A 14,656-nucleotide genomic window follows, 5' to 3' on the forward strand; every position below is an offset into this window, starting at 1 on the left:
AAGGGATAGTCACTGGGAGCACCCGATGACGGGCATGTCAGGCGCCACCGAAAACACCGGCCCGGATAATCAGGGAGCGCTCATGGTCGGCGACGGAGCTTCTTGATAAAATGGTTCGCTTGTAACCAACCCTCTCATCACAGACCCTGCGTGCCCGCGTGCGCTGGCGAATCATATCACATGTCAAAACGAGCCCTGGCCGCCTCCCTGCTCCTCGCAAGCCTGATCTGCAGCCCTGTTGTCCGGGCCGATCCTCTGCAGGATCTGCAAGCCCTGGTCAAGCAGGGGCAATTCACCCAGGCCCTCGAACGGGCCGACCAGATGCTGGCATCAAAGCCGCGTGATGCGCAGGTGCGATTTCTGAAGGGCGTCGTTTTGTCTGAGCTCAACCGGAACAATGACGCCATCACGGTTTTCCAGAAACTGACCGAGGACTACCCGGAACTACCCGAGCCCTACAACAACCTTGCGGTGCTCTACGCCCAGCAACGCCAGTACGACAAGGCACGCACGGCCCTCGAAATGGCGATCCGCACCCATCCGAGCTATGCCACGGCCCACGAGAATCTGGGCGACATCTACGCCCGCCTCGCCAGCCAGGCCTACGACAAGGCCCTGTCCCTCGACTCGTCCAACCAAGGGGCACAGAACAAGCTCGCCATGATCCGCGAGATGATGAGCGTATCGGGCAAGACGGTACGCCCGACGGCGCCGGCCACAGCAGTTGCCGCCGCACCGCAGACTGTCAGGCCGGCAGCACCGGCTGTCGTCGCGCCGCCCGTCGTGCCCGCGGCCCAGGCCAGGCCTGCCACCCCGCCACCCGTAATGGTTGCCCAAAACAGCAAGCCGGTCACCCCACCGCCGGCTGCGGCCGCCCCCGTGGTGAAGGAAGAACCGAAGCCCGCCGCCAAGCGTCCCGAATCCAAGGATGAAGCGCAGCCCCAGGCCGTGGCCATCAGCAAGGCCGTCCAGAGCTGGGCCAGCGCCTGGTCCAGAAAAGACGTGAAAACCTACCTTTCCCATTACGGCCGCGATTTCGAACCGCCCAAGGGCCTGAACCGCAAAGCCTGGGAAGAAGAGCGCAGCCAGCGTCTCACCAAGCCCGGCAACATCGAAGTCGAACTCGAAAACGTCAAGGTCGTGAGCGTCAGCGGCGATCGCGCCACCGTCAAACTCCGTCAGCACTATCGTTCGGCGAACCTGTCCACGTCCTCGAACAAGACCATCGGTCTTGTTCTTCAGGATGGGAAGTGGGTCATTCAGCAGGAGCGAGTCGGCGGTTAATGCATTACTTGCTGGCAGTACTGTGCAAGGGGTTCGCGCTGCTACTGGCGTGCAGCCCTTTCCTGGCCTTTGGCGCCGGGGAACAACGCACGTCCATGAGCGATCCGGACGCGGCCTTGGGTGCCGTTTTTCAGGATATCGAGCAAAGCAAATTGAGCAGTGCACTCACGAAAGTCGACGCGCTGCTGGTGAGCTACCCCAATTTCCGTCTCGCACACCTCATCCGGGGCGACCTGCTGCTGGCCCGCACCCGTCCTCTGGCGGCCTTTGGCAGTTCGCCCGAAGCACCTGCCGACAAAATCGCCGACCTCCGCGAAGAAGCGGTTGCACGCCTCAAGGCTTACCGTAACCGCCCACCCAGCAACTATGTGCCGCGCTACCTGCTGCAAATGGAGCCGGAGCAAAAATACGCAGTGGTCGTGGATACGCAGCGGGCCCGACTCTACATTTACCAGAATGACAATGGCCGCCCGCGCTTCGTGGCCGACTACTACATTACCCACGGCAAGCTCGGTGCGGAAAAGGCCCGCGAAGGCGACAAGCGCACCCCGATCGGGGTTTATCACGTCACCGCCAACCTGCCCCGTCAAAAACTTTCCGACTTCTACGGCAGCGGCGCCTTTCCGATCAGCTACCCCAACGAATGGGATCGGCAACAGGGGCGTGACGGCCACGGCATCTGGCTGCACGGCACCCCGAGCGACACTTACTCCCGCCCGCCCCACGCCTCCGATGGCTGCGTCGTGCTGACCAATCAGGACCTGAACGCCCTGTCCCCCTACCTGCAGGTCGGGCTCACCCCGGTCATCATCAGCAACACCGTTGAATGGCTGAGTCTCGACGACTGGGCCACCGAACGGACCAGTCTCAACCGGCAGATCGAGTCCTGGCGCAAGGACTGGGAGAGCCGGGATCTCACTCGCTACCTGTCCCATTACTCCAGGCAGTTCCGCAACAACGAAGGCGACTACGAACGCTGGGCCGAGCAAAAACGCCTGGTGACGGCCGGCAAGAGCTGGGTCAAGGTCGAACTCGGCAAGATGAGCGTCTTCCGCAACCCGGGCAAACAGGATCTGGTCGTCGTCACCTTCGAGCAGGATTACCGCAGCAACAACCTGTCCAACGTCCTCAAGAAACGCCAGTACTGGCTCAAGGAAGGCGGACGCTGGAAGATCGTCTATGAAGGTTTCGCTTGAGCCTTCCCTCACAACCCACGCAATCTGCCCCAGGAAACCCATGAAGAAGATCCTTCTTGCCGTCGCCCTCGCCGGCCAGGCCTTGCTTGCCACCGCAGCCAACCCTTTGGTTGAACTGAAGACCAGCTCCGGTACTGTCGTACTGGAGCTCTACCCGGAAAAGGCCCCCAAGACGGTCGCCAACTTCCTGGAATACGTGAAGAGCGGCTTCTACGACGGCCTCGTCTTCCATCGGGTCATCGACGGCTTCATGATCCAGGGCGGCGGCATGAACGCCAAACTGGAAGAAAAGGCCCCTCTGGCCCCCATCGAGAATGAAGCAAAGAACGGCCTGAAGAACGACGCCGGCACCATCGCCATGGCCCGCACGAAAAACCCCCACTCCGCCTCTTCCCAGTTCTTCATCAACCTCGCAGACAACCGCTCGCTCAACTACCCGTCGCCGGACGGCTGGGGCTATGCCGTTTTCGGCAAAGTCACCGAAGGCATGGACGTAGTCCGCAAGATCGGCAAGGAACCCACGGCGACCAGCGGCTACCAGCGTGACGTGCCGGTCACCCCGATTTTCATCCAGTCCGCACGCCAGCTGCCCGAAAAGGCAGCCAAGTAAACAATCCACCCACCTTCCCCACAGGAGCTTCAACATGGCAGTCAAACTCACCACCAATCACGGCGATATCGTCATCGAACTGGATGCCGAAAAGGCACCCGAAACCGTCAAGAACTTCATCGCCTACGTGGAAGCCGGCCACTACAACAACACCGTTTTCCACCGGGTCATCGACGGTTTCATGATCCAGGGCGGTGGTTTTGAACCCGGCATGAAGCAAAAGCCCTGCGGCGAACCGATCCAGAACGAAGCCAGCAACGGCCTCAAGAACGACATCGGCACCATCGCCATGGCCCGTACCCAGGCACCCCACTCTGCCACCGCCCAGTTCTTCATCAACGTCGGCGACAACGAGTTCCTCAACCACCGCTCCCCCGACATGCAGGGCTGGGGCTACTGTGTATTCGGCAAGGTTTCCGAAGGCATGGACGTGGTCAACAAGATCAAGGCCGTCAAGACCGGCTCCAGCGGCTTCCACCAGGACGTGCCGAAGGAAGACGTGATCATTGAGCGCGCTGAAGTCATCTAAGCAAAACCAGGGCGACCGGCACATGCAAGTTCATTTCATTTCCGATCTGCATCTGAGTGCCGATCGCCCCGCCCTCACCGCGGTGTTCGAGCGCTACCTCGCCGGCCCGGTCAGGGCTGCGGATCGCCTCTACATCCTGGGTGACCTGTTTGAATACTGGTCGGGAGACGACGACCTCGACGATCCACTGAACACCCGTATCGCTGAGCAACTCGCCAGCCTTGCCGAAGGCGGCTGCCAGATTTTTTTCATGCACGGCAACCGGGATCTGCTCATCGGTGAAGGCTTCGCCACCCGTGCAAATCTCAAAATCCTGCCTGAGCCGAGTTTGATCCAGCTCGGCGACGAGCGCTTTGTCCTGTGCCACGGCGACAACCTGTGCACCGACGACATCGCCTATCAAGCCTTCCGCACACAGGTTCGCAACCCGGCCTGGCAGGCCGGCTTCATGTCGCAGCCCCTCGCCGCGCGCAAACAGTTCATCGCCGGCCTGCGCATGAAAAGCGAAGCAGCCAAGTCAGAAAAAACCGCCGAGATCATGGATGTGAACGCCGATGCCGTCGCTGCGCTGATCCGCGACAACGGCTTCCCGCGCCTCATCCACGGCCATACCCATCGTCCCGACATGCATCGGGTGGACGTGGATGGTCATACCTGCGAGCGCTGGGTGCTCGCCGACTGGCGTGATGCAACGGAGACCGCACAGGGGGAAGTGCTGGTGTGGGCCGACGGAAACCTGTCCCGTCAGCCCCTCTACTGATACCGCAAACGCGGCTTAGATCAAGGCCAGGCCGCGGGCCAGATCGGCCTTGAGGTCGGCAACCGACTCAAGGCCGACAGCCACCCGCAGCAGGCTTTCATGAATGCCCGAGGCCTCCCGCGCTTCCGGAGAAATCCGACCGTGGGTGGTCGACGCAGGATGCGTCAGAGTCGTCTTCGTATCGCCAAGATTGGCCGTTATCGACACAACACGGGTCGCATCGACGACTTTCCAGGCTTCTTCGCGGCCGCCCTTGACATCGAAACTGACGATCGCCCCGCCACTGCTCTGCTGGCGCAGCGCCAGCGCGTGTTGCGGATGGGACGGCAAGCCCGGGTAATGGACACGCGCCACCTGCGGCTGTGCCTCCAGCCAGGTGGCCAGCTCAAGCGCACTGGCCGACTGGGCTGCCATGCGGATGCGCAGGGTTTCGAGGCCCTTCAGGATGATCCACGCATTGAACGGCGAAATGCACGGACCGGCGGTGCGCAGGAACTTGAAAACTTCGTCGATCAGCTTCTTGTCGCCGCACACTGCGCCGCCAAGGACCCGCCCTTGTCCATCCAGATACTTGGTGGCCGAGTGGATCACCAGATCGGCCCCCAACTTCAGGGGCTGCTGCAGCGCCGGCGAGCAGAAGCAGTTGTCCACCGCCAGCACAGCACCAGCCTCATGGGCAATCGCGGCGACTGCGGCGATGTCCACCAGCTCGGTCAGCGGATTCGACGGCGACTCGACAAAAAACAGCTTGGTCTTCGGCGTCACGGCAGCCCGGTAAGCCTCCAGATCCGTGGCAGGCACGAAGGTGGTTTCAATGCCGAACTTGGACAGGATGTTGCCGAAAAGCTGCTGCGTCGCCCCGAACAGTCCGCGGGACGCAACGATGTGATCCCCCGACTGCATCAGGGCCATCACCGTAGACATGATCGCCGCCATGCCGGATGCCGTCGCCACGCAGGCCTCCGCGCCTTCCAGCGCAGCCAGACGCTGCTGCATCGCGGTCACGGTGGGGTTCGTGAAGCGGGCGTAAACGTTGCCCTCCTCTTCGCCCGAAAAACGCGCAGCCGCCTGGGCCGCGCTTTCAAAGACAAAGCTGGAGGTCAGGTACAGCGCCTCGGAGTGCTCGTTGAACTGGCTCCGGTCGATCCCCGCCCTGACGGCGAGGGTCTCCAGCGCCAGGCCTTCCATGGAGTTCGTGCTCAACTTTCACTCCGCGAAACAAGATTCAAATCCATCTGTCCGTCACCGTCTTCCGAGCGGGGCTTGCTCGCCGCATCCTTGCGCTGATCCTCAATGCCGGAAAGATATTCCTGAGTCACGTCACCAGTCACGTAAGTACCGTCGAAACACGAGGTCTCGAATACCGAGATCGCCGGATTCAGGGCCTTCACGGCCAGCTTCAGATCGTCGAGGTCCTGGTAGATCAAGCCATCGGCGCCAATTTCGGCACAGATTTCTTCTTCGGTACGGCCACAGGCGATGAGCTCGCCCTTGGTCGGCATGTCAATCCCGTACACATTGGCATAACGCACCGGAGGCGCTGCGGAAGCCATGTAGACCTTGGTTGCGCCGGCATCCCGGGCCATCTGGACGATTTCCCGGCTGGTTGTGCCACGCACGATGGAATCATCCACCAGCAGCACGCTCTTACCCCTGAATTCCTGATGGATGGTGTTCAGCTTCTGACGCACCGACTTCCGGCGGATCGCCTGGCCCGGCATGATGAAAGTGCGGCCGATGTAGCGGTTCTTGACGAAGCCTTCCCGGTACGGCACGTTCAGCTGGTGAGCCATTTCCATGGCCGACGGACGGCTCGAATCGGGGATCGGAATCACCACATCGATCTTCAGGTGCGGCATGGTCGCACGCAGCTTGCGGGCCAGGAACTCGCCCATCTTGATACGGGCGTCGTACACCGAAATACCGTCGATCAGCGAGTCCGGGCGGGCCAGATACACAAACTCGAACATGCACGGTGCGTGCACGGTATGCGTGGCGCACTGCCGGCTGTGGAAGCGGCCTTCGGTATCGATCAGGATCGCCTCACCCGGCGCCACATCGCGCACCAGCTTGAAGCCCATCACATCGAGTGCCACGCTCTCGGAGGCGACCAGCCACTCGGTGCCCTTCGGCGTATCGTTGCGACCGATCACCAGGGGGCGGATCCCGTAGGGATCACGGAAAGCCAGCAGGCCGGTACCGGAGATCATCGCCACGGTCGCGTAAGCCCCCCGGCAGCGGCGATGCACGCCAGCCACCGCGGTAAACACCGTTTCCTCGTCCAGGCGGAAACTCTTGGCCGCCGCCTGAAGCTCGTGGGCGAGCACATTGAGCAGCACTTCCGAATCGGAATTGGTGTTGATGTGCCGCAGGTCTGAAAGGAACATCTCCCGCTTCAGTTCTTCCGCATTGGTCAGGTTGCCGTTGTGGGCCAGCATCAGGCCGAACGGCGAATTGACGTAAAACGGCTGAGCCTCTGCAGCGGCGGAGGCCGAACCTGCCGTCGGATAACGCACGTGGGCAATACCCCAGTTGCCCGGCAGATCGCGCATGTTGCGCGTGCGGAACGCATCACGCACCAGCCCGGAAGCCTTGTGCATGTGAAAACGCCCGCCTTCCGCAGTCGCAATGCCCGCTGCGTCCTGCCCCCGGTGCTGGAGCACCTGCAGGCCGTCATAAAGAAGCTGATTGACGGGTGATGTCGCTACTACGCCCAGAATCCCACACATTTAAAACCACCTATCGGTATCTAAGTCTTTTTGCCAGCAGCTCGGGGAGCCATGGTTTTGAAGCCATCGCAGCAGTCTCGAGAGGGGCCGAAAGGCTCGCCTCCTGCCACCATGCTTCCTTTGCGAAGCCGCCAATGCCAACGAGCAACGCCACTGCAAACACAATCACACCACCCCGCACAGCACCGAAGCACGCGCCAAGGAAGCGGTCGGCAAACCCCAGACCGGCCGCGCGAATCAGTTCGCTCAAGGCCCAGCGCAGGATCGCCACAAAAATAAGTACTGCAACAAAAATAATCAGAAACGCCACAGGTCCCTGCAGCAGCGGCTCCTTGACCCAGTTCGCCACATAAGGGAGAAGCTGCGGCATGAACGCCTTGGCCATCATGAACGCCAGCAGCCAAGCCCCCAGCGCCACAATCTCGGAAATCAGCCCCCGCCAAAACCCCAGCAGGGCCGACAGCCCGACAAGGGCAAGGAGTGCGTAATCAAATCCGTTCAAAGGCTCAGGCTTCTCAGGGCTTGCCCGACGAGACCGACGCCGACACGCCCAGCACCTTGCTGATCCGCGCCGCAGCCTTGTCCGCAGCGGCCTTGTTCGGGAAGGGCCCGGCACGCACACGCAGCTTGTCGCCCATGGGTTCCGTATATGAAGAATAGCCCTCGGCCTTCAACTTTGCGCGCAGGCTCGCCACGTTTGCCGTTTCCCGGTAGGCACCAAGCATCACCACATGCTGGCCGCTACCGGCAGTCTCCTTCGGCGTGGATCCACTCAGCAGGGCCTTGGCGCGCTCGGCATCGGCCTGCGCCTTCTCCGCCTTCTCTTTTTCCTTCTCCTTTTGCTTCAGCTTCGGATCAGGTTTTGGCTCGGGTTTTGGCTCAGGCTTGACTTCGGCTTTTTTCGGTTCGGGCCTGGGCTCGGGTTTAACGAGCTCAGCCTTTTTGGGAGGGGGGATCAGCTCCTCGCCGGGCTTGAATACGGGGCTCACCATATCCGCATCCGGCAAGCTGCGACGGGATACCACCTCGTCCACCACCGGCGCGGCACTCTCCTCGGCGACAGCACCGGCAACAGGCTGACTGGGGGCCGGGGCCTTGCCGGTAATCACGCGAGAGGTGAAATTACTGCCTTCCTGGCTTGGAATGCGAATCTGGACATCCTGGCTGGGAAGGTGCGGCTCGTGATCCATCACCATCGGCAGGACGATGGCTGCCGCCAGGGCTAGCGCCGCGGAGCCTACAAGGCGTCGCCGAGCGCGCTTTTTCAGGTCGATCTGAGAATCGTTATCCGCCATCTTGCAGCAACACCTATTGCGGCGTTTTCTGGGCAGCTAAAACGTCAGCCACTGTCAGAAATGAGCCAAAGGCCACGATTCTATCACCCTCGGCAGCACGGCCACGTGCGACCTCGTACGCACTCCGCGGCGAATCGCACTCGACAACATCACCGGTCACACCGGCTTCCCGGACAATCGCGGCGAGGCCGGCAGCGTTCAGCCCGCGCGGCCCGGGCAGGGTTGCCACCAGCCAGTGATCGACCCGATCGCGCAGCAGGCGCACCACACCAGCCACGTCCTTGTCCGCCAGCATGCCGATAACCGCCCAGGTTTCCGGAAAGAAACCCATGCTCGCGAGGTTCTCGTTGAGCACCCCGGCAGCCTGCGGATTATGGGCCACGTCGAGGATCACGGTCGGACGCCCCGGCAAAACCTGGAAGCGACCCGGCAGTTCGACCAGCATGAAGCCCTCACGAATGGCCTGCATCGGCACGGGGAGAAGTGCCCGCACGGCCTCGCAGGCCGCCATGACAGCCGCCGCATTCAGCAACTGATTGGTGCCCCGCAGCGACGGATAGGCCAGGCCACCGCGCCGACTGCCACCAGCGGTCCAGAAGGCCCACTGATTCTGGTCACCCGAGAAGCCGAAGTCACGCCCACTAACCGACAGCTGAGCACCGATGGCCTCAGCGTGCGCCACGAGAGAGGCCGGCGGCTGCGGATCACTGCAGATAGCCGGACGCCCGGCCCGGAAAATCCCGGCCTTCTCAAAACCGATCGTTTCCCGGTTGTCTCCCAGGTAATCCATGTGATCCATCGCCACACTGGTGACGATGGCACAATCTGGCTCGAAGACATTCACCGCATCCAGCCGCCCACCGAGTCCGACCTCAAGGATGATCGCGTCCAACCCGGCATGGCTGAAAGCCGCCCAAGCAGCCAGCGTGCCGTGCTCGAAGTAAGTCAGCGGAACATCTCCGCGGGCCCGCTCCACCTCGGCAAAAGCGTCCACCAGCACGGCATCCTCCACATCCCGACCGCCAATCCGCACACGCTCGTTGTAGCGCAGCAAATGGGGCGAGGTGTACAGGCCTACCCGGTAACCGGCCGCAAGCAGCACGGATTCGAGCAGCGCACAGGTCGAGCCCTTGCCGTTGGTGCCACCAATGGTGAACACCGGGCAGGTCTGGTGGAGGTTCAGCGCATCGCGAACAGTGCGGACGCGCTCGAGGCCAAGCTGGATCGACTGGCCATGACGGGCTTCCAGCAGGCCGAGCCAGCCGTCTAATGTTTCAGGCAATTGCATTTCAGGCGCTACGGACCGAAGCCTGACGGGTCAGGAGAGTGATGAGTTCGGACAGCCGGTCACGCAGTTCGCGACGATCGACAATCATGTCGAGCGCGCCCTTCTCAAGGAGGAACTCGGAACGCTGGAAGCCGGCCGGCAGAGTCTCGCGGACAGTTTGTTCGATGACCCGGGGGCCGGCAAAACCGATCAGCGCGCCCGGTTCGCCAATGACCAGATCGCCCATGAAGGCAAAACTGGCGGACACACCGCCCATGGTCGGGTCGGTGAGCAGCGTGATGAAGGGCAGCTTGCGCTCGGCCAGGCGGGTGATCGCCGCCGTGGTCTTGGCCATCTGCATCAGTGAAAACAGGCCTTCCTGCATCCGCGCGCCGCCGGTGGCGGTGACGCAGATAAACGGCAGGCGCTGCTCAAGGGCAGCCTTGACGCCGCGCACGAAGCGCTCGCCAACCACCGAACCCATTGATCCGCCAAGAAACTCGAACTCGAAGCAGGCAACGATCACCGGTACGGTCTTGATCGCCCCCTGCACAACCACCATCGCGTCGGCTTCACCGGTATCTTCATTGGCTGCGGCCAGACGATCGGAGTAACGCTTGGAGTCCTTGAACTTCAACGGATCAACCGGGACCACTTCGGCGCCGATCTCGAAGCGGCCTTCCGGATCGAGCAGGAAGTCGATGCGCTGGCGGGCCCGGATGCGCTGATGATGGCCGCACTTGGGGCAAACATTCAGGTTGCTTTCCAGGTCCGAGCGATACAGCACCGCTTCACAGGCCGGGCACTTGCTCCACAAGCCTTCCGGAATCGATTTCCGGGCCGACGGTACATCGCGCTTGATCTTTGGCGGCAGCAGCTTCTTGAGCCAGCTCATGCTTGGGGCGCTCCGGCATTGTCCATTGCTTCGCGAATGCCGCGCAGGAAGGCCGTGACCTTGGCGGGCGCGTCCTCGCGGCTACTTTGTTCGATTTCCTCGATGATCCGGCTGCCGATCACCACCGCGTCCGCCAGGCAGGCGATCCGGGCGGCGGTGGCGCCGTCGCGAATGCCGAAACCAACACCAACCGGCATGCCGACCTTCTCGCGAATCAACGGAATGCGTTGCGCGACTTCGTCCAGATCAAGCGTTGCCGACCCGGTCACCCCCTTCAGCGACACGTAGTAGATGTATCCGCTGCCCACGGCAGCCACATCGTCGTAACGCTGCTCGGTAGATGTCGGCGCCAGCAGGAAGACCGGATCGAGACCGGCAGCCCGGCAGGTTTGCGCAAAGCCGCGACACTCTTCCGGCGGGTAATCGACCACCAGCACACCGTCGACACCGGCTTCAGCCGCTGCACGGGTAAAAGGCTCGGCCCCCATCGCCTCGATCGGATTGGCGTAGCCCATCAGCACGACCGGCGTCTGATCGCCACTGGCGCGAAAGCTGCGCACGATATCCAGCACCTTGCGCATGCTCATGCCGGCGGCCAGGGCTCGCTCGGAGGCACGCTGGATCGTCGGGCCATCGGCCATCGGATCCGAGAAAGGCACGCCAAGTTCAATGATGTCAGCGCCGCCCGCCACCAGCGCCTGCATCAGCGGCAAGGTCATTTCGGGGGCAGGATCACCGGCGGTGATGAAAGGAATGAGCGCCTTGCGCCCTTCGCTCGCCAACCGCTTGAAGGTTTCTTGAATTCTGGACATGGATTGGTATGAATGGTCGACGGCCTTGCCGGGAAATCCCGGCAAGGCCGTGAAAATCAGAACTGGATGCCGGACTTCTCGGCGACGGTATGCATATCCTTGTCACCGCGGCCGGAAAGATTGACCAGCAGGACCTTGTCACTGGACAGGGTCGGGGCCAGCTTGGCGGCGTAGGCAAGGGCGTGAGACGACTCGAGGGCCGGAATGATGCCCTCGAAACGGCACAGGTCGTGGAAGGCCTGCAGTGCTTCGGCATCGGTGATCCCGACGTACTCCGCACGGTTGATGTCCTTCAGCCAGGCATGCTCGGGGCCCACGCCGGGATAATCCAGGCCGGCGGAAATCGAGTGGGTTTCGATGATCTGGCCGTCTTCGTTCTGCAGCAGGTAAGTGCGGTTACCGTGCAGCACACCCGGACGACCAGCGGTCAGCGAAGCGGCATGATGGCCGGTTTCGATGCCGCTTCCCGCTGCCTCGACACCGATCAGGCGCACCTGCTTGTGTTCGATGTACGGATGGAAAATCCCCATCGCGTTGGAGCCGCCGCCGACACAGGCAATGACGTAATCGGGCTGCCGACCGGCCATGTCGGGCATCTGCTCGATGCACTCCTTGCCGATCACAGCCTGAAAGTCACGCACCATCATCGGGTAGGGGTGCGGCCCCGCCACCGTGCCGATGATGTAAAAGGTGTTGCCGATATTGGTAACCCAGTCGCGCATCGCTTCGTTGAGCGCGTCCTTGAGGGTCTTGGAACCGCTCTCCACCGGCACCACGGTGGCACCCAGCAGTTTCATCCGATAAACGTTGGCGGCCTGGCGCCGGATATCTTCCGAGCCCATGTAGACGACGCACTCCATGCCGTAACGGGCGGCGACGGTCGCCGTCGCCACGCCGTGCTGCCCGGCACCGGTTTCGGCGATCACCCGCGGCTTGCCCATCCGGCGGGCAAGCATGGCCTGACCGATGGAGTTGTTGATCTTGTGGGCGCCGGTGTGATTGAGATCTTCCCGTTTCAGATAGATCTGTGCGCCACCCAGCAATCCGGACCAGCGCTTGGCATGGTAGATCGGGCTGGGACGACCGACGTAGTGCTTGAGCTCGTATTCGAACTCGGCAACGAAGGCCGGATCGCTCTGCGCTTCTTCATAGGCCAACCGAAGTTCGGTCAGGGCCGGGATCAGGGTCTCCGCGACGAAAACGCCACCATAGGGACCAAAATGGCCGTGTGCGTCGGGTAGAGCGTAAGGGGCATCAGCCATGTGCATGTCGGACTCCGGCAACAAATTCGGTGATTCGGGCGGCATCCTTGATTCCCTTCGCCGACTCCACGCCACTCGATACGTCCACAGCCCAGGGCTGAACGCACCGGACAGCCTCGGCCACATTGCCGGCATGCAAGCCGCCGGACAGAATCAGGGGCAAGGGCAATCGGGACGGAATGAGCGACCAGTCGAAGGTTTCACCACCACCGCCATAGCCTTCAACGAAAGCGTCCAGAAGCAAACCCTGGGCGCCCGGGAAGGAAGCCGCGTATTTTAACAGATCAAGACCCGGCCGCATTCGTGCCGCCTTGATGAAGGGCAGACCGTAACCCAGACAGTCGGTTCCGGACTCGTCACCGTGAAACTGCAATACTTGCAGCGGCACGGCAGCCAGCGCCGCTTCCACATAGCTGCGCTCGGGGTTGACGAACAGCCCCACCGTGCTCACAAAAGGCGGAATCAGGCGCGCCAGCTCTGCCGCACGCGCGAAACTCACGAAACGGGGGCTCGGCGGATAGAAGACGAATCCGATGGCGTCGGCGCCAGCGTCGACGGCCGCCCGAACATCCTCCTCGCGGGTCAGGCCGCAAATCTTGATACGGGTGCGATGCACGAAAGTCACGAAAGGAGAAGTTGCGGAGGCGCGATGATACGCCCCCCGCCGGGCAGCGGCCAACGCTGCGGATACTCGACGCCACACAGATAGAGGCCATCCGGCGCAAAAGTCGGTGCCGCGAGGGTGCGATTCCGGACCGCCAGGACCTCGGCCATCCATTCGACCGGACGCCGCCCGATGCCCACATACACCAGCGCCCCGACCAGATTGCGGATCATGTGGTGAAGAAAAGCGTTGGCGTGAAAATCGAAGAGCACAACATCGCCCTGCCGGTGGACTCGCAAGGCGTGCATGAAACGAACCGGTGACTTGGCCTGACAGGCCGCAGCCCGGAACGAGGTGAAATCATGCTCGCCCAACAGGCATTCCGCAGCCCGCGCCATGGCCTCGTGATCCAGAGATCCGTGGATCCAGCCCACCCGCCCGTCCATCAAGGCGGGTCGCACCCGCCGATTGAGGAGCACATACCGGTAGTGTCGTGACTCGGCACTGAAACGGGCGTGAAACGCCTCATCCGCCTCCACCGCCCACAACACCCCCACGCTGTCCGGCAGGTGACTGTTAACGCCACGCACCCAGGCCTCCAGCGGACGGTTGGCCACGGTATCGAAATGCGCCACCTGTGTGGTCGCATGTACACCGGCATCGGTACGCCCGGCACACACCAGCTTGGTCGGCGCCTGGGCAATGACGGCGAGGGCACGCTCCAGCGCGTCCTGAACCGTCTTCCCCCCAGGCTGGGTCTGCCAGCCATCGAATGCATTACCGGCATACTCGACACCAATTGCCACTCTCACAAAACCGCCCCCAACACCATCAGAACCAGAAAACCGCAGGCGGCGAGCACATCCCACCAGCGCAGCGGCACAAAGACAACGCTCAGGGCGCCCGACGACTCGTCGTCGTCCGGACCGACCAGCAGCGCACGCCAGCCCCCCGGCGGCGGCGCCTCCACATAGCGGAAGACAAGCAGCATGCGCACCGCCATCCGCTCGACAGACAAGCCTGTCACCGCAAAGGGACGCGCAAGAGACATCAAGCCAGACACCAGGGATCTTTCGTCGGTGAGTTCCAGCAGCAGTGCCACCAACAGAACAACGACGAGGAGCTGAGTGCAATGAAGAACGGCCAACACGCCCCCTTCCCGCGTTGGACTGACGCCCCCCAGAAAAGGCAAAAGCGCTTCGCCGGGCGTAAAAAATGCAAATAAAATCAGCAGAACCAGCAGAAGAACGCGAATCCGGCGAACCAGTCGCCAGGCACGCCGCCGGGCCAGCAAAGCGGAGGCGGCCATAACGACAAACCCGAGGCCCCACAGAATGGGACCTCGGGCCAGTTGCACAAAAACCACCACTGCCGCCCACGCAACCAAGCGCGTCGCCGGGTGCATCAGACCAG

Annotated in this window: 16 protein-coding genes; 5 read left to right on the forward strand and 11 right to left on the reverse strand. The window is 62.2% G+C overall.

From position 1 onward, the window contains the following. Positions 1-180 precede the first annotated feature (180 nt). Genes ETQ85_RS08195 through ETQ85_RS08215 form a run of 5 tightly spaced genes read left to right on the forward strand, consistent with a single transcriptional unit; the run spans position 181 to position 4,379 of the window. Positions 181-1,284 (forward strand): nuclear transport factor 2 family protein, encoded by a 1,104-nt coding sequence (locus tag ETQ85_RS08195; RefSeq protein ID WP_148578549.1) that lies wholly within the window; start codon positions 181-183, stop codon positions 1,282-1,284. Further along, positions 1,284-2,480, forward strand: coding sequence for a L,D-transpeptidase family protein (locus tag ETQ85_RS08200; protein ID WP_148578550.1), 1,197 nt, complete (start codon positions 1,284-1,286; stop codon positions 2,478-2,480). The genes ETQ85_RS08195 and ETQ85_RS08200 overlap by 1 nt, the downstream gene beginning before the upstream one ends. A 40-nt stretch (positions 2,481-2,520) precedes the next feature. Continuing rightward, complete coding sequence (locus ETQ85_RS08205; RefSeq protein ID WP_148578551.1) at positions 2,521-3,090, forward strand: peptidylprolyl isomerase; 570 nt, start codon at positions 2,521-2,523, stop codon at positions 3,088-3,090. A 34-nt stretch (positions 3,091-3,124) separates the two neighbouring features. Next, a complete protein-coding gene (locus tag ETQ85_RS08210; RefSeq protein WP_148578552.1) occupies positions 3,125-3,619 on the forward strand; it encodes a peptidylprolyl isomerase in 495 nt (164 codons plus the stop codon). A 22-nt stretch (positions 3,620-3,641) separates the two neighbouring features. After that, a complete protein-coding gene (locus ETQ85_RS08215) occupies positions 3,642-4,379 on the forward strand; it encodes a UDP-2,3-diacylglucosamine diphosphatase (protein ID WP_148578553.1) in 738 nt (245 codons plus the stop codon). Between the two features lie 15 nt (positions 4,380-4,394). On the opposite strand, the gene ETQ85_RS08220 is transcribed toward ETQ85_RS08215, so the two are convergent. Genes ETQ85_RS08220 through ETQ85_RS08275 form a run of 11 tightly spaced genes read right to left on the reverse strand, consistent with a single transcriptional unit; the run spans position 4,395 to position 14,648 of the window. Further along, on the reverse strand, positions 4,395-5,567 hold the full coding sequence (locus ETQ85_RS08220) for an O-succinylhomoserine sulfhydrylase (protein WP_148578604.1): 1,173 nt from the start codon (positions 5,565-5,567) through the stop codon (positions 4,395-4,397). 11 nt (positions 5,568-5,578) lie between these two features. Next, the gene (gene purF / locus ETQ85_RS08225) at positions 5,579-7,108 is read right to left on the reverse strand and encodes an amidophosphoribosyltransferase (protein ID WP_148578554.1); all 1,530 of its coding nucleotides are present in this window, start codon (positions 7,106-7,108) and stop codon (positions 5,579-5,581) included. A 10-nt stretch (positions 7,109-7,118) separates the two neighbouring features. Next, positions 7,119-7,610: a CvpA family protein gene (locus ETQ85_RS08230; RefSeq protein WP_187394639.1), complete on the reverse strand. Its 492-nt coding sequence runs from the start codon at positions 7,608-7,610 to the stop codon at positions 7,119-7,121. A 13-nt stretch (positions 7,611-7,623) separates the two neighbouring features. Beyond that, positions 7,624-8,403 carry an SPOR domain-containing protein gene (locus ETQ85_RS26185; protein WP_187394640.1) on the reverse strand — a complete coding sequence of 260 codons (780 nt, stop codon included), beginning with the start codon at positions 8,401-8,403 and terminating at the stop codon, positions 7,624-7,626. 13 nt (positions 8,404-8,416) lie between these two features. Then, on the reverse strand, positions 8,417-9,691 hold the full coding sequence (folC, locus tag ETQ85_RS08245) for a bifunctional tetrahydrofolate synthase/dihydrofolate synthase (protein ID WP_148578558.1): 1,275 nt from the start codon (positions 9,689-9,691) through the stop codon (positions 8,417-8,419). 1 nt (position 9,692) lies between these two features. Then, positions 9,693-10,565, reverse strand: a complete 873-nt coding sequence (gene accD, locus ETQ85_RS08250; protein WP_148578559.1) for an acetyl-CoA carboxylase, carboxyltransferase subunit beta — start codon at positions 10,563-10,565, stop codon at positions 9,693-9,695. Then, positions 10,562-11,377 (reverse strand): tryptophan synthase subunit alpha, encoded by an 816-nt coding sequence (gene trpA, locus ETQ85_RS08255; protein WP_148578560.1) that lies wholly within the window; start codon positions 11,375-11,377, stop codon positions 10,562-10,564. Before trpA ends, accD begins: the two co-directional genes overlap by 4 nt. Positions 11,378-11,433: 56 nt before the next feature. Further along, positions 11,434-12,645, reverse strand: coding sequence for a tryptophan synthase subunit beta (trpB, locus tag ETQ85_RS08260; protein ID WP_148578561.1), 1,212 nt, complete (start codon positions 12,643-12,645; stop codon positions 11,434-11,436). Continuing rightward, the gene (locus ETQ85_RS08265) at positions 12,632-13,255 is read right to left on the reverse strand and encodes a phosphoribosylanthranilate isomerase (RefSeq protein ID WP_246128689.1); all 624 of its coding nucleotides are present in this window, start codon (positions 13,253-13,255) and stop codon (positions 12,632-12,634) included. Before ETQ85_RS08265 ends, trpB begins: the two co-directional genes overlap by 14 nt. A 5-nt stretch (positions 13,256-13,260) precedes the next feature. Beyond that, a complete protein-coding gene (gene truA, locus ETQ85_RS08270) occupies positions 13,261-14,055 on the reverse strand; it encodes a tRNA pseudouridine(38-40) synthase TruA (protein ID WP_148578563.1) in 795 nt (264 codons plus the stop codon). After that, positions 14,052-14,648, reverse strand: a complete 597-nt coding sequence (locus ETQ85_RS08275; protein ID WP_148578564.1) for a CbiQ family ECF transporter T component — start codon at positions 14,646-14,648, stop codon at positions 14,052-14,054. The genes truA and ETQ85_RS08275 overlap by 4 nt, the downstream gene beginning before the upstream one ends. Positions 14,649-14,656: the final 8 nt, after the last annotated feature.

It is taken from the genome of Zoogloea oleivorans (assembly GCF_008107625.1).
In the GTDB taxonomy this organism is placed as follows: domain Bacteria; phylum Pseudomonadota; class Gammaproteobacteria; order Burkholderiales; family Rhodocyclaceae; genus Zoogloea; species Zoogloea oleivorans.

Bases quoted from the DNA above. Each gene is read 5' to 3' on its own strand.
- trpB (WP_148578561.1), bottom strand. From the start codon at position 12,645: ATGCACATGGCTGATGCCCCTTACGCTCTACCCGACGCACACGGCCAT.
- trpA (WP_148578560.1), bottom strand. From the start codon at position 11,377: ATGTCCAGAATTCAAGAAACCTTCAAGCGGTTGGCGAGCGAAGGGCGC.
- ETQ85_RS08195 (WP_148578549.1), top strand. From the start codon at position 181: ATGTCAAAACGAGCCCTGGCCGCCTCCCTGCTCCTCGCAAGCCTGATC.
- ETQ85_RS08220 (WP_148578604.1), bottom strand. From the start codon at position 5,567: ATGGAAGGCCTGGCGCTGGAGACCCTCGCCGTCAGGGCGGGGATCGAC.
- ETQ85_RS08210 (WP_148578552.1), top strand. From the start codon at position 3,125: ATGGCAGTCAAACTCACCACCAATCACGGCGATATCGTCATCGAACTG.
- ETQ85_RS08200 (WP_148578550.1), top strand. From the start codon at position 1,284: ATGCATTACTTGCTGGCAGTACTGTGCAAGGGGTTCGCGCTGCTACTG.
- ETQ85_RS26185 (WP_187394640.1), bottom strand. From the start codon at position 8,403: ATGGCGGATAACGATTCTCAGATCGACCTGAAAAAGCGCGCTCGGCGA.
- accD (WP_148578559.1), bottom strand. From the start codon at position 10,565: ATGAGCTGGCTCAAGAAGCTGCTGCCGCCAAAGATCAAGCGCGATGTA.
- purF (WP_148578554.1), bottom strand. From the start codon at position 7,108: ATGTGTGGGATTCTGGGCGTAGTAGCGACATCACCCGTCAATCAGCTT.
- ETQ85_RS08205 (WP_148578551.1), top strand. From the start codon at position 2,521: ATGAAGAAGATCCTTCTTGCCGTCGCCCTCGCCGGCCAGGCCTTGCTT.
- folC (WP_148578558.1), bottom strand. From the start codon at position 9,691: ATGCAATTGCCTGAAACATTAGACGGCTGGCTCGGCCTGCTGGAAGCC.
- ETQ85_RS08275 (WP_148578564.1), bottom strand. From the start codon at position 14,648: ATGCACCCGGCGACGCGCTTGGTTGCGTGGGCGGCAGTGGTGGTTTTT.
- ETQ85_RS08215 (WP_148578553.1), top strand. From the start codon at position 3,642: ATGCAAGTTCATTTCATTTCCGATCTGCATCTGAGTGCCGATCGCCCC.